The organism is Burkholderia anthina (genome assembly GCF_001547525.1).
Lineage (GTDB): Bacteria > Pseudomonadota > Gammaproteobacteria > Burkholderiales > Burkholderiaceae > Burkholderia > Burkholderia semiarida.
The window spans coordinates 3,258,704-3,271,813 of sequence record NZ_CM003768.1; the positions used below are offsets into that span (position 1 = coordinate 3,258,704).

The window sequence follows — 13,110 nt, forward strand, 5'->3', positions numbered from 1 at the left end:
TCATGAGTACCACCGATACGCTGTCCGCGCAGACCGTCGCCGCCGACGCCGAAATCCTGCTGGCCCAGCCGCGCGGTTTCTGCGCGGGCGTCGACCGCGCGATCGAGATCGTCGAGCGCGCCATCGCGATGCACGGTGCGCCGATCTACGTGCGTCACGAAATCGTCCACAACAAGTACGTGGTCGAGGATCTGAAGAAGAAGGGCGCGATCTTCGTCGAGGAGCTCGAGGAAGTGCCGGCCGGCAACACCGTGATCTTCAGTGCGCACGGCGTGTCGAAAGCCGTGCGCGACGAGGCAGACGTGCGCGGGTTGCGCATTTACGACGCAACCTGCCCGCTCGTCACGAAGGTGCACGTCGAAGTGGCGAAGATGCGCCAGGACGGCGTCGACATCGTCATGATCGGGCACAAGGGGCATCCCGAGGTCGAAGGCACGATGGGCCAGGTCGAGCGAGGCATGCACCTCGTCGAAAGCGTCGAGGACGTGCAGAAGCTCGAGCTCGCCGATCCCGAGCGCATCGCGCTCGTCACGCAGACGACGCTGTCCGTCGACGATGCGGCCGAGATCATCGGCGCGCTGAAGGCGAAGTATCCGAAGATCCGCGAGCCGAAGAAGCAGGACATCTGCTACGCGACGCAGAACCGGCAGGATGCGGTGAAGTTCATGGCGCCGCAGTGCGACGTCGTGATCGTGGTCGGTAGTCCGAACAGCTCGAACTCGAGCCGGCTGCGCGAAGTGGCCGAAAAGCGCGGGGTGGCCGCGTACATGGTCGATGCGCCGGATCAGATCGATCCGGCATGGGTTGCCGGCAAGCGCCGCATCGGCGTGACGGCCGGCGCGTCGGCGCCCGAGGTGCTCGCCCAGGCCGTGATCGCGCGGCTGCGCGAGCTCGGCGTGCGCAACGTCCGCGCACTCGAGGGCATCGAGGAAAACGTGTCGTTTCCGCTGCCGCGCGGGTTGAACCTGCCGCCCGCGGCCTGATTGCCGCATCGCACCCTGCGGAATACCGAAGCGCGCCCGTCGGCGCGCTTTTTTTGTGCCTGGAAATTCGCATCGCAACCGTTATTCCCAAGCATGGTGCAACCTGGTTGCTCCGGGCGCGCCCAATCGTGTCTCAAAATTGGTTGCAATGCAGGAAAACCCCATCGAATCAGGATTATTGGCGTCCTATAAATGGAGTTACAATGCGCCCGTTTTCAAGCCGGAATGGCTTTGAAACGGGTTTTGGCAAGGCGCGGGAGACCATTCGATGCATGTGAAGTTGGCTTACGCCGTGTCCGTCGCCGCACCGGTTGCAATGTTTGCCGGCTGCAGCAAAAAGAGCGACGGCGGGGCGGCCAGGGACGCTGCGGTGTACGCGGCACCGGCGGCCACCGGCGTGCGCGTCGCCGGAACCGGACCTGCGGCGCCATCGGCGCGCCGTATCGCGCAACTGGGCAGGGACAAGGAAAACGGGGCACGTTTGACGATCGAGGAAATCAACACGCATGGCCTGGCGATCGGGCCGGCAGCGGGCATGCAGTTTGTAGCGCGGCAAGTGGCGGGCCCACGGATGGCGGACGATCGCGGCGTTGCCGGTAGCGTGCCGAAGCCATTGTCTCCCCTTCAATTCGATTCGACGAAACAGCGCGCTGCCGCGACCGACCGTGTCGCGGCGCGCAGCCTGGTTCGTACGATGGATTCCGATGCAGTCCTGACGAAAGTCGGGCGCGGCTGTCGCAACGCCTTCCCCGGCGACGCGGCGCGGAATCCGATCCGTCCTGGCGCGATGCTTGCATGGCACTGGACGGGCCAAGGCACGGATGCCGGGAAACCGGATGACGGCCGTCTCGGCATGCTGCCCCACGACTTCAAGGAGGCCACGAACACCGTCCTCGATGTCGTGACGATTTAGCGACGGGACTCATGACGGCACCGGAACAGTGCGGTGCCGTTTTTGTATCCGCTCCGGCGGCAGGTCCGGCCGTACAGGCCGGGCGGCGCGCGCCGGGACGATCCACCCTTACCGGTATCGACTAGTACCCGCAGTGCCGCCGAGAAGGCGCGATTCCTCGCTTACCCGCGGGGCGCAACGTCCTCCGGCAGCACGGGCCAAGGAGCTTTAAATGGATATTTTCGTCCAGCAGGTTCTCAACGGGCTGGTGCTCGGCAGTGTGTACGCCATCATCGCGTTGGGATACACGATGGTGTACGGCATTCTCGGCATCATCAACTTCGCGCACGGCGACGTGCTGATGATCGGCGCGATGGTCGCGCTGTCGGCGATCACCGTGCTGCAGAACCACTTTCCCGGACTCGGCAACGTCGCGACGCTGACGATCGGCCTGGGCATCGCCGCGGTCGTCTGCGCGTTCGTCGGCTTCACGATCGAGCGCGTCGCGTACCGGCCGTTGCGCCGCGCGCCGCGCCTCGCCCCGCTGATCACCGCGATCGGCGTGTCGATCCTGCTGCAGACGGCCGCGATGATCATCTGGTCGCGCAACCCGCTGCCGTTCCCGCAATTGCTGCCGACCGACCCGATCAACGTGATCAAGGCCACCGACACGACGCCCGGCGCCGTGATCTCGGTCACCGAAATCGTGATCATCGCGGTGGCGTTCATCGTGATGGGCGGCCTGCTGCTGCTCGTGCACAAGACCAAGCTCGGCCGCGCGATGCGCGCGATCGCCGAAAGCCCGAATACGGCAAGCCTGATGGGCGTGAACCCGAACTTCGTGATCTCCGCGACGTTCATGATCGGCTCCGCGCTCGCCGCGCTGGCCGGCGTGATGATCGCGTCCGAATACGGCAACGTGCACTTCTACATGGGCTTCATCCCCGGCATGAAGGCGTTTACGGCCGCGGTGCTCGGCGGGATCGGCAACCTCGGCGGCGCGATGGTCGGCGGCGTGCTGCTCGGCCTGATCGAGCAGCTCGGGGCCGGCTACATCGGCAACCTCACGGGCGGTGTATTCGGCAGCAACTACCAGGACGTGTTCGCCTTCGTCGTGCTGATCATCGTGCTGGTGTTCCGTCCGTCGGGCCTGCTGGGCGAACGTGTCGCGGACCGCGCGTAACGGAAGGGGAGCAAACAACATGACATCCATTCAACCGATCGAATCGTCGACGTCGCTCGTCGAAGAGCGCAACACCGCCAAGACCGTCGTCATCGGCCTGCTCACTGCCGTCCTCGTGATCGCCGCGCCGATCGTGATCGGCTCGGCCGGCGGCAACTACTGGGTCCGCGTGCTCGACTTCGCAATGCTGTACGTGATGCTCGCGCTGGGCCTGAACGTGGTGGTGGGCTTCGCCGGCCTGCTCGACCTCGGCTACATCGCGTTCTACGCGGTGGGCGCCTATACGGCCGCGCTGCTGAGCTCGCCGCACCTGACCTCGCAGTTCGAGTGGATCGCGGCGCTCGCGCCGAACGGGCTGCACGTGCCGTTCCTGATCATCGTGCCGATCGCGATGGCGCTCGCGGCGACCTTCGGGATCCTGCTCGGTGCGCCGACGCTGCGCCTGCGCGGCGACTACCTGGCGATCGTCACGCTCGGCTTCGGTGAAATCGTCCGGATCTTCATGAACAACCTCGACCGTCCGGTGAACATCACCAACGGCCCGAAGGGGATCACGGGCATCGATCCGGTGCACGTCGGCGGCTTCAACCTGTCGCAGACGCACTCGCTGTTCGGCTTCCAGCTGCCGTCGGTGTACATGTACTACTACCTGTTCGTGCTCTGCTCGCTGCTGGTGATCTGGGTGTGTACGCGTCTGCAGCACTCGCGCATCGGCCGCGCGTGGGCCGCGATCCGCGAAGACGAGATCGCCGCGAAGGCGATGGGCATCAACACCCGTAACGTGAAGCTGCTCGCGTTCGCGATGGGCGCGTCGTTCGGCGGCCTGTCGGGCTCGATGTTCGGCGCGTTCCAGGGCTTCGTGTCGCCCGAATCGTTCACGTTCTGGGAATCGATCGTCGTGCTCGCCTGCGTGGTGCTAGGCGGCATGGGCCACATCCCGGGCGTGATCCTGGGTGCGGTGTTGCTCGCGATTTTCCCGGAATTCCTGCGCTCGACGATGAGCCCGCTGCAGCATGCGCTGTTCGGTCATGACATCGTCGATACGGAAGTGATCCGTCAGGCGCTGTACGGCCTCGCGATGGTCATCATCATGCTGTACCGCTCGGAAGGCCTGTGGCCCGCGCCGAAGCATGAGGACAAGATCGCGAAACTGGCGAAGCGCAACAGCAAGAAGCCGGTGCGCGCTTAACCTACGGACAAGGGGATAACCACATGAGCGACAAGCAAATCCGACTGTCCGTCTCGGGCGTGAACAAGCGCTTCGGCGGGCTGCAGGCGCTGTCCGACGTCGGCCTGCAGATCAAGGAAGGCGAGATCTACGGGCTGATCGGCCCGAACGGCGCCGGCAAGACCACGTTCTTCAACGTGATCACGGGCCTCTACACGCCGGACTCCGGCGACTTCAAGCTGGACGGCCAGAACTACACGCCGACGGCCGTGCACCAGGTGGCCAAGGCCGGCATCGCGCGCACGTTCCAGAACATCCGCCTGTTCGGCGGGATGACGGCGCTCGAGAACGTGATGGTGGGCCGCCACGTGCGCACCAAGCACGGGCTGCTCGGCGCGGTGTTCCAGACGCCGGCCGAACGCCAGGAAGAGCGCGAGATCAAGGAACGCGCGATCGAGCTGCTCGACTACGTCGGCGTGCTGCAGTACGCCGACTACACGTCGCGCAACCTGTCGTACGGTCACCAGCGCCGTCTGGAAATCGCCCGTGCACTGGCCACCGACCCGAAGCTGCTCGCGCTCGACGAGCCGGCAGCCGGGATGAACGCGACCGAGAAGGTCGAACTCACGCGCCTGCTCGACAAGATCCGCTCGGACGGCCGCACGATTCTGCTGATCGAGCACGACGTGAAGCTCGTGATGGGGCTGTGTAACCGGATGACGGTGCTCGATTACGGCAAGGTGATCGCCGAGGGTCTGCCGCAGGACGTGCAGAAGAATCCGAAGGTGATTGAGGCATATCTCGGCGCAGGGGTGCACTGATGGCAGCGGCAATGTTGAAAATCAAGGGCTTGCAGGTCAACTACGGCGGCATTCAGGCCGTCAAGGGCGTTGACATGGAAGTCCGTCAGGGCGAGCTCGTGACGCTGATCGGTGCGAACGGCGCCGGCAAGACCACGACGATGAAGGCGATCACGGGCCTGAAGCCGTACTCGGCGGGCGACATCGAGTACGACGGCACGTCGATCAAGGGCATCCCGCCGCACGAGCTGCTCAAGCGCGGCCTGGCGATGGTGCCGGAAGGCCGCGGGATCTTCGCGCGGATGTCGATCATCGAGAACATGCAGATGGGCGCGTACCTGCGCAACGACAACGAGCAGATCAAGAAGGACGTCGACCGGATGTTCGGCTTCTTCCCGCGCCTGAAGGAGCGGGCGACGCAGCTCGCGGGCACGCTGTCGGGCGGCGAGCAGCAGATGCTGGCGATGTCGCGCGCGATTCTGTCGAAGCCGAAGCTGCTGCTGCTCGACGAGCCGTCGATGGGCCTGTCGCCGATCATGGTCGAGAAGATCTTCGAAGTGGTGCGCGAGATCTCGAAGGAGGGCATCACGGTGCTGCTGGTCGAGCAGAACGCACGCCTCGCGCTGCAGGCGGCCGACCGCGGCTACGTGATGGATTCGGGCATGGTCACGATGGAAGGCGACGCGAAGCAGATGCTCGACGATCCGAAGGTGCGCGCCGCGTATCTGGGCGAGTAAGCGATCGAATGAACGGGGCCCGGCCGCGCATGGCGCAGCCGGGCTGTCGAAAAGCCGTCACGGGAAACCGTGGCGGTTTTTTTTTCGTGTGGCGGGATTCCGATCGTGCCGACCGACGCGCTCGGCGATCCGCTGCCGGACGCGGGGCCATCGCGCGCCGAATCGCGCCGCGGCCGGCGGCGGTCTTACGCGGCCGGCAGCGTCTTGCCGAACGAGATGCGCTCCTCGACGCGATAGCCGAGCGCCGCGTAGAAGCGGCATGCGTCGTCGTTGCCGGGCAGCACCTGCAGGTTGATCTTCAGGCAGCCGCGCGCGGCGAGCGCGCGTTCCGCATGCGCGATCAGCGCGCGGCCGACGCCGAGCCGGCGCGCGTCGTTCGCGACGCCGAACGAGTAGAGCCAGCCGCGATGTCCGTCGAAACCGGCCATCAGCGTGCCGACGACGCGCGCCCCGCATGTCGCGACGAAGAACAGTTCCGGCTGCGTCGCGAGTTTCAGCTCGATCGATCGCAGCGGATCGCGGTGCGGCGGCGCACCGGCTTCGTCGTAATGCGGGAACGCGTCGCGCCATACCGCGAGCACGGCATCGGTGTCGGCGCGTTCGAACGGGCGGATAGCGACAGCATCGGCGGCGGCATCCATCGCGGCGGTCTCCTTACAGCGTGTCGAGGATCGACCGCAGCATCGCCATCATCTGGTCGATCTCTTCGGTCGTCACGTTCAGCGCGGGCATGAAGCGCAGCAGGTTCGGCCGTGCGGCGTTCAGCAGCAGGCCGTCGGGCTGCATGTCGCGCGCCTTCTCGACGATCTGCGGGCCGATGTCCTTGCCGAGCAGCAGCGCGCGCAGCAGGCCTTCGCCGCGTTCGCCCTCGAAGCCGCGTTCCTCCGACAGCTCGAGCAGCTTGCGCTTCAGATACTCGCCGCGCGCGCGCACGCCTTCGAGGAAGCCGGGCGCGACGAGCTGCGAGATCACCGAATAGCCGACCGCCGTCATCAGCGGGTTGCCGTTGTACGTGCCGCCCTGGTCGCCGGCCTCGAACACCGCGACGTCGGCCTTCGACAGCAGCGCGCCGAGCGGTGCGCCGCCGCCGATGCCCTTCGCGAGCGTCATGACGTCCGGCTCGATGCCGGACAGCTCGTATGCGAACAGCGTGCCCGCGCGGCCGCAGCCGCTCTGCACTTCGTCGACGATCAGCAGCAGGTTGTGCTGCTTCGTCAGCGCGCGCAGCGCCTGCATGAATTCGCGCGTCGCCGGGATCACGCCGCCTTCGCCCTGGATCGGCTCGAGCATCACGGCGACGGTCTTGTCGGTGATCAGCTTCTCGACCGAGTTGATGTCGTTCAGCTCGGCCTTCGGGAAGCCCGGCACCTGCGGCGCGTAGATCGTGTCCCAGCCCGGCTTGCCGCTGGCCGACATCGTCGCGAGCGTGCGGCCGTGGAAGCTGTGGTCGAACGTGATGATCTCGTACGCGCCGTTCTTGAACTTGCGGCCCCACTTGCGCGCGAGCTTGATCGCGCCTTCGTTCGCCTCGGCGCCGCTGTTCGTGAAGAACACCTTGTCGAACACGCTGTGCTGCGTGAGCAGGCCCGCGAGTTTCGCCATCGGCTCGTTGTAGAACGCCGGCGACGGGTTCAGCAGCTTTTCGGCCTGCGTCTTCAGCGCCTCGACGATGCCGTCGTTGCAGTGGCCGAGGCTGTTGACCGCCCAGCCCTGGATGAAGTCCAGATAGCGCTTGCCCGTGTGATCGTAGAGCCACGAACCCTTGCCGTGCGTAAACACGATGTCGGGGCGGTTCGTGATGTACATCAGCGAGTCGATCGGGTAATCGTTCAGGGGCATGGCAGCAGACTCCAGCGGGCGTTGAAAGGGAAACGGGCAATAAAAAAGCCACGGAAGGCCGTGGCTGGTGGGTCGAACAGCTTGTGCGTAACCGGTGAAGCGGAGGAGGGTTACGCGCGAGTCCGTGACGAGCCGGCGGCATCCGGGCGGAGCGGCGAGCGGCGACGTCGGAGAGCGGACAGGAAGCGGTTCATGTGCGCAAGCATAAGGCATCCCGCGCCCCACTGTAAACCGCCGCGATGCCACGGATGTGACATGGGCGGCGCGCAGCGGGGCGCGTTCAGGCGCCCGGCGCTCAGACCGGATGCGCGAGATCGGCGGCGCTCGTGAACGAGTCCGCGTAGAACTCGTCGGCCGGCAGCGCGTGGTGCTGCGTGAAATCGCGCTGCGCGGATTCGACCATCACCGGCGCGCCGCACGCGTACACCTGGTGGCCGGACAGATCGGGCAGGTCCTCGATCACCGCGCGATGGACGAAGCCCGTGCGGCCGGTCCACTGGTCGGCGTCGTCCGGTTCGGAGAGGACCGGCACGTACTTGAAGTTCGGGATCTCGCGCGCCCATTGCTCGGCGAGCTCGGCGAGGTAGATGTCCTTCTTGCGGCGCGCGCCCCAGTAGAGCGTCATCGGGCGCGTGATGCCCGAATGCTTCACGTGCTCGATGATCGCCTTGATCGGCGCGAAGCCGGTGCCCGACGCGAGCAGCACGATCGGCTTGTCGGAATCCTCGCGCAGGAAGAACGTGCCGAGCGGGCCTTCGAAGCGCAGGATGTCGCGCTCCTTCATCGCGCCGAACACGTGGTCGGTGAACTTGCCGCCCGGCATGTGGCGGATGTGCAGCTCGATCGGGCCTTCCTCGTGCGGCGCGTTCGCCATCGAGTAGCTGCGGCGCGAGCCGTCCTTCAGGATGAATTCGACGTACTGGCCCGCGAGGTACTGCAGGCGTTCGTTGGCAGGCAACTGCAGCTTCACGACCATCACGTCGTCCGCCTTGCGTTCGAGCGCGGCGATGCGGCACGGCAGCTTCTTGACCTGCACGCCGTCGACGCCGGCGATTTCACGCACGTCGATCTCGAGATCGCATTGCGCCTTCGAGCAGCACAGCAGCGCGAGGCCGCGCGTGCGTTCGTCGTTGGACAGCGCCGACGCGGCGTGCGGGCCCTGTTCGATCTGGCCCGACACGATCTGGCCCTTGCAGGAACCGCACGCGCCGTTCTTGCAGCCGTACGGCAGATGGACGTTCTGGCGCAGCGCGGCCGCCAGCACGGTTTCGTCCGACTCGACCTGGAATTGCCGGCCGCTTTGCTTGAGAGTGACGTTGAATGCCATAGAACCAAACTAGAACAAAATGGGGGGACCGTGCATGTCGCGCACGGCAGCTACAATGCAAAACCGTTGCGCGTCGCGCAACGGCGGCTACTGATCTCGCAACCAACATGATCGCGACACGAATCCTGCGCCGGCCGCGCGTATTGATCGTCGGCTGCGGCGACGTCGGCATGCGCTGCGTCGCGCAATGGCGTGACGCGCGCCCCGACCTGCGCATCCTCGCGCTGACGAGCCACCCGGCTCGCCGCAGCGAATTGCGCGCCGCGGGCGCGACGCCGATCGTCGGCGATCTCGATCGCCCGGCGACGCTCCGTCGCGTCGCGGGCGTCGCCCGCACGATCCTGCATCTCGCGCCGCCGCCATCCGACGGCCACGACGACCGGCGCACGCGTGCGCTGATCGCCGCAACCTCCATGCCCGCGCGTCGGCCGTCTCCGACGGCACCGGCGGTCGGCCGGCTCCGACGGCTGCGCACCGCGGCGCGACAGGCCGGCGCGCCCGTTCGGGCAGCGCGTATTGTACCCGACGGTCTTCGCGCGCCGAGGCTCGTCTATGCCAGCACGACGGGCGTCTACGGCGACTGCGGCGGCGCGCGCATCGACGAAACGCACCCGCTGCGCCCCGCGAACCCGCGCGCGTTCCGGCGCGTGTCGGCCGAGCGGCAACTGCGTGCGGCGACGGTGCGCGGCGTGCTGTCCGCGCGCATCGTGCGCATTCCGGGCATCTACGCGGCGAACCGTCTGCCGGTCGCGCGGCTCGAGCGCGGCACGCCGGCGCTCGAGCCGGCCGACGACGTCTACACGAACCACATCCACGCGGACGATCTCGCGGCGATCCTGCGTCGGGCGGCCGAGCGCGGCAAGCCGGCGCGCGTCGTGCACGCGTCGGACGACACCGAACTGCGGATGGGAGAGTATTTCGACCGGGTCGCGCAGGCGCTGGGCCTGCCGAGGCCGCCGCGCGTGAGCCGCGCGGACGCCGAACGCCTGCTCGAGCCGACGCTGCTGTCCTTCATGCGCGAGTCGCGGCGCCTGTCCAACGCACGGCTCAAGGCCGAATTGTGCGTGACGTTGCGCTATCCGACCGTAGACGATTTCCTTCAAACGCTCGCGCCGGGCAGCGCGTCAGGTGAGCGCCGGTAACGCCTCGATCAGCAGGAAGCACAGCAGCGCACCGATCAGCGCGCCGATCAGGTTCGGGTGATATTTGTGCTTCAGATGCATCGTGGCCAGCAGCCCGCCGATCACGATGACGCCGATGACCGCGAACGCGATCATCACGGACGACAGTTCGAAAGAATGGTTGATGTTCATGATGTCTCCCCCTGCATCGCCGCTCTTGCAGCTTGTGATTTCAGTATAGCGGGGGAACCTGCGGCCGAGAGGCGGCCGGACACCGAACGGTCGTGCGGATTTTCCCTTACAGGGTTTCGACGGGATTGCGCAGCGCGGAAAGGTCGGCTTCGTCGAGCCAGCGCCATGCGCCGGGCGCGAGATCGGCCGGCAGCGTGAAGCCGCCGATGCTTTCGCGGTGCAGCAATTCGACGCGGTTGCTCGCGGCCGCGACCATCCGCTTGACCTGGTGGTACTTGCCTTCGAGGACGGTCAGCGCGAGCGTGTGCGGGGCGCGGGCGTCGGCGGCGACGGCCGCGATCGGCTTCGGCTCGCCATGCAGTTGCACGCCGGTGCGCAGCGCGTGCAGTTGCGTGTCGTCGAGCGGGTGGCGCACGGTCGCGACGTAGGTCTTCGGCACCTTGCGCTTCGGCGACGTGTACGCGTGCACGAACTGGCCGTCGTCGGACAGCAGCAGCAGGCCGGTCGTGTCCTGGTCGAGCCGCCCGACGCACTGCACGCCGCGCGCGACGAGCGGCGCCGGCAGCAGGCTGAAGACGCTCGCATGGTGCTGCGGATCGCGAGAACACTCGTAGCCGGCCGGCTTGTTGAGCGCGAGATACGCGCGCGCATGGAACGGCCATGCGGCCTCGTCGACCTCGAACACGAGGCCGTCGGTGTCGAAGGTGGCGTCCGGGTCGGTCGCGGCGGCGCCCGCGACGGCGACGCGGCCCGCCTCGATCAGGCCGCGGCACTGGCGGCGCGAGCCGAAGCCCTGGGTGTAGAGAATGCTTTCGAGATCCATAGCGCGCGCATTCTATCAAGCGCCGGTGCATGGCCGGCATGAACGCGCATGCGCTGGTAAGCTGCCGGAACGCCGCACGGTGCGCGGCGCCCGCCCATTCTTCACGGACAGTTCATGCGTTTCGATTCATTCCCGTTCGGCCGCCACGCGGCCGCCGTCATCGTCGCAGCAACCGTTTCGTCGGCCGCGTTCGCGCACGCGCATCTCGCGAAGAGCGACCCGGCGGCGGGCGCGATGCTGGCTGCCGCACCGGCCGCCGTCACGATCGACTTCACCGAGCCGCTGGAGCCGGCATTCAGCTCGATCGTCGTCGTCGACGGCGACGGCAAGACGGTGTCGAACGGCCGCGCGCGCATCGACGCGTCGAACCGCAAGCGCATGACGGTGCCGCTCGCGGCGCTCGCCACGGGCGCGTACACGGTGAAGTGGGTGGCCGTCGCGACCGACGGGCATCGCACGCAGGGCGCGTACGGCTTCGGCGTGAAGTGATGCAACGGGGGCGGCAGGCCAGTGCCACGGTTGCCGCCCGCCTTTATCCGACAGGGAGTTTTCCGTATGAATCCGACGACGCTCGACGCACTCGCCGATTTCCCCCGTCAGCTCGAAGCGTATTTCGCGGCCGTGCCCGACGGCTATGCGCGCTGGACGCCCGACGACTGGGCCGGCATACCGAGCGAGCATTTCTCGCCGCTCGGGCAACTCTGCCACGTGCGCGACATCGAGATCGACGGCTATCACGTGCGGCTGCGGCGCATGCTCGACGAAGACCGGCCGCTGCTCGTGTCGATCGACGGCGACGCGCTCGCGATCGAACGGCGCTACGACGACGCGTATGCGTCCGACGTGCTCGCGGCGATCCGCGACGCACGACGCGAGACGCTGGCGCTGCTGTCGCGCCTCACGCCCGAACAGTTCGAGCGTACCGGCGAATTCGACGGCTACGGCTCGCTGACCGTGCGCGGGCTCGTGCATTACCTGTGCAGTCACGACCAGCAGCATCTGGCCGGCATGCAGTGGCTGCTCGGCAAGATCGACGCGGCGCTGTACGCGCGCTGAGCCGGCCGCCGGCCGCGATCGAGGGCGGAATCCGGCGTCGCCGTCGGTGCGGAAGACCTCCTTGCGCAGCTTCGACTGGACCGATTTTCTGGATAATCCATCCAGCCGCGGCCGGCTGATCGGCGGGGCGCGTGTGCCTACACTCCTAGCTTCGTTCAACGAAAAAAGGAGTCAACCGTGGCAACTCATACGCTCGCAGACAAGGTCGTCCTGATCGCAGGCGGCGCAAAGAATCTCGGCGGCCTGATCGCCCGGGACCTGGCGGGCCACGGCGCGAAGGCGGTGGCGATTCACTACAACAGCGCGGCGTCGCAGGCGCAGGCCGAGGAAACGGCCGCCGCGGTGCGCGCGGCCGGCGCGCAAGCCGCGACGTTCCAGGCGGACCTGACGACGGCGGCCGCGGTCGAGAAGCTGTTCGACGACGCGAAGCAGCGCTTCGGCAAGATCGACATCGCGATCAACACGGTCGGCAAGGTGCTGAAGAAGCCGTTCACCGAGATCAGCGAAGCCGAGTACGACGAGATGTTCGCGGTCAACAGCAAGTCGGCGTTCTTCTTCATCAAGGAAGCCGGGCGGCATCTCGAGGATCACGGCAAGCTCGTCACGCTGGTGACGTCGCTGCTCGGCGCGTTCACGCCGTTCTACGCGGCATACGAAGGATCGAAGGCGCCGGTCGAGCACTTCACGCGCGCGGCGTCGAAGGAGTACGGCGCACGCGGCATTTCGGTGACGGCCGTCGGGCCGGGTCCGATGGACACGCCGTTCTTCTATCCGGCCGAAGGCGCCGACGCGGTCGCGTATCACAAGACGGCCGCCGCGCTGTCGCCGTTCAGCAAGACGGGGCTGACCGACATCGAGGACGTCGTGCCGTTCATCCGCCATCTCGTGACCGACGGCTGGTGGATCACGGGCCAGACGATCCTGATCAACGGCGGCTACACGACCAAGTAACCGGGCCGCCCGCGGCCGCGCGGCGCACCGCACTGGCG

Annotated in this window: 15 protein-coding genes; 10 read left to right on the top strand and 5 right to left on the bottom strand. The window is 66.9% G+C overall.

Annotated features, from left to right (window positions below):
* Positions 1–2: 2 nt before the first annotated feature.
* The 6 genes from ispH to WS64_RS14890 all read left to right on the top strand — a co-directional run bounded on the left by ispH (position 3) and on the right by WS64_RS14890 (position 5,763).
* Positions 3–983 carry a 4-hydroxy-3-methylbut-2-enyl diphosphate reductase gene (gene ispH, locus WS64_RS14865; protein WP_059576830.1) on the top strand — a complete coding sequence of 327 codons (981 nt, stop codon included), beginning with the start codon at positions 3–5 and terminating at the stop codon, positions 981–983.
* Positions 984–1,251: 268 nt separating this feature from the next.
* Positions 1,252–1,896: a hypothetical protein gene (locus tag WS64_RS14870; RefSeq protein ID WP_060966763.1), complete on the top strand. Its 645-nt coding sequence runs from the start codon at positions 1,252–1,254 to the stop codon at positions 1,894–1,896.
* Between the two features lie 211 nt (positions 1,897–2,107).
* A complete protein-coding gene (locus tag WS64_RS14875) occupies positions 2,108–3,058 on the top strand; it encodes a branched-chain amino acid ABC transporter permease (RefSeq protein WP_006478051.1) in 951 nt (316 codons plus the stop codon).
* Between the two features lie 19 nt (positions 3,059–3,077).
* Positions 3,078–4,247 carry an ABC transporter permease subunit gene (locus WS64_RS14880; RefSeq protein ID WP_059576825.1) on the top strand — a complete coding sequence of 390 codons (1,170 nt, stop codon included), beginning with the start codon at positions 3,078–3,080 and terminating at the stop codon, positions 4,245–4,247.
* 23 nt (positions 4,248–4,270) lie between these two features.
* Positions 4,271–5,047 carry an ABC transporter ATP-binding protein gene (locus WS64_RS14885; RefSeq protein WP_059576822.1) on the top strand — a complete coding sequence of 259 codons (777 nt, stop codon included), beginning with the start codon at positions 4,271–4,273 and terminating at the stop codon, positions 5,045–5,047.
* On the top strand, positions 5,047–5,763 hold the full coding sequence (locus tag WS64_RS14890) for an ABC transporter ATP-binding protein (RefSeq protein WP_059576820.1): 717 nt from the start codon (positions 5,047–5,049) through the stop codon (positions 5,761–5,763). Before WS64_RS14885 ends, WS64_RS14890 begins: the two co-directional genes overlap by 1 nt.
* Before the next feature lie 185 nt (positions 5,764–5,948).
* Here the strand turns inward: WS64_RS14890 and WS64_RS14895 are convergent, their stop codons facing one another.
* The 3 genes from WS64_RS14895 to WS64_RS14905 form a co-directional block, all read right to left on the bottom strand.
* Positions 5,949–6,404 carry a GNAT family acetyltransferase gene (locus WS64_RS14895; RefSeq protein ID WP_059646226.1) on the bottom strand — a complete coding sequence of 152 codons (456 nt, stop codon included), beginning with the start codon at positions 6,402–6,404 and terminating at the stop codon, positions 5,949–5,951.
* Between the two features lie 13 nt (positions 6,405–6,417).
* The gene (locus WS64_RS14900; RefSeq protein WP_060966764.1) at positions 6,418–7,602 is read right to left on the bottom strand and encodes an acetylornithine transaminase; all 1,185 of its coding nucleotides are present in this window, start codon (positions 7,600–7,602) and stop codon (positions 6,418–6,420) included.
* A 295-nt stretch (positions 7,603–7,897) separates the two neighbouring features.
* A complete protein-coding gene (locus WS64_RS14905) occupies positions 7,898–8,929 on the bottom strand; it encodes a CDP-6-deoxy-delta-3,4-glucoseen reductase (protein ID WP_006478058.1) in 1,032 nt (343 codons plus the stop codon).
* A 107-nt stretch (positions 8,930–9,036) separates the two neighbouring features.
* On the opposite strand from WS64_RS14905, the gene WS64_RS14910 reads away from it, so the two are divergent.
* Complete coding sequence (locus WS64_RS14910) at positions 9,037–10,071, top strand: NAD-dependent epimerase/dehydratase family protein (RefSeq protein ID WP_059646655.1); 1,035 nt, start codon at positions 9,037–9,039, stop codon at positions 10,069–10,071.
* Here the strand turns inward: WS64_RS14910 and WS64_RS14915 are convergent.
* On the bottom strand, positions 10,054–10,242 hold the full coding sequence (locus tag WS64_RS14915) for a hypothetical protein (protein WP_011546000.1): 189 nt from the start codon (positions 10,240–10,242) through the stop codon (positions 10,054–10,056). The two genes, WS64_RS14910 and WS64_RS14915, sit on opposite strands and share 18 nt — an antisense overlap.
* A gap of 106 nt (positions 10,243–10,348) precedes the next feature.
* Entirely contained in the window at positions 10,349–11,065 is a 717-nt protein-coding gene (locus WS64_RS14920; RefSeq protein WP_060311858.1) for a 16S rRNA pseudouridine(516) synthase, read from the bottom strand.
* A gap of 114 nt (positions 11,066–11,179) precedes the next feature.
* Between WS64_RS14920 and copC the strand changes: the two genes are divergently transcribed.
* The 3 genes from copC (at position 11,180) to WS64_RS14935 (ending at position 13,072) form a co-directional block, all read left to right on the top strand.
* A complete protein-coding gene (copC, locus tag WS64_RS14925) occupies positions 11,180–11,554 on the top strand; it encodes a copper homeostasis periplasmic binding protein CopC (RefSeq protein WP_059646236.1) in 375 nt (124 codons plus the stop codon).
* A 66-nt stretch (positions 11,555–11,620) separates the two neighbouring features.
* A complete protein-coding gene (locus WS64_RS14930; protein WP_060966765.1) occupies positions 11,621–12,121 on the top strand; it encodes a DinB family protein in 501 nt (166 codons plus the stop codon).
* 177 nt (positions 12,122–12,298) lie between these two features.
* Positions 12,299–13,072, top strand: coding sequence for an SDR family oxidoreductase (locus WS64_RS14935; protein ID WP_027785181.1), 774 nt, complete (start codon positions 12,299–12,301; stop codon positions 13,070–13,072).
* Positions 13,073–13,110 lie beyond the last annotated feature (38 nt).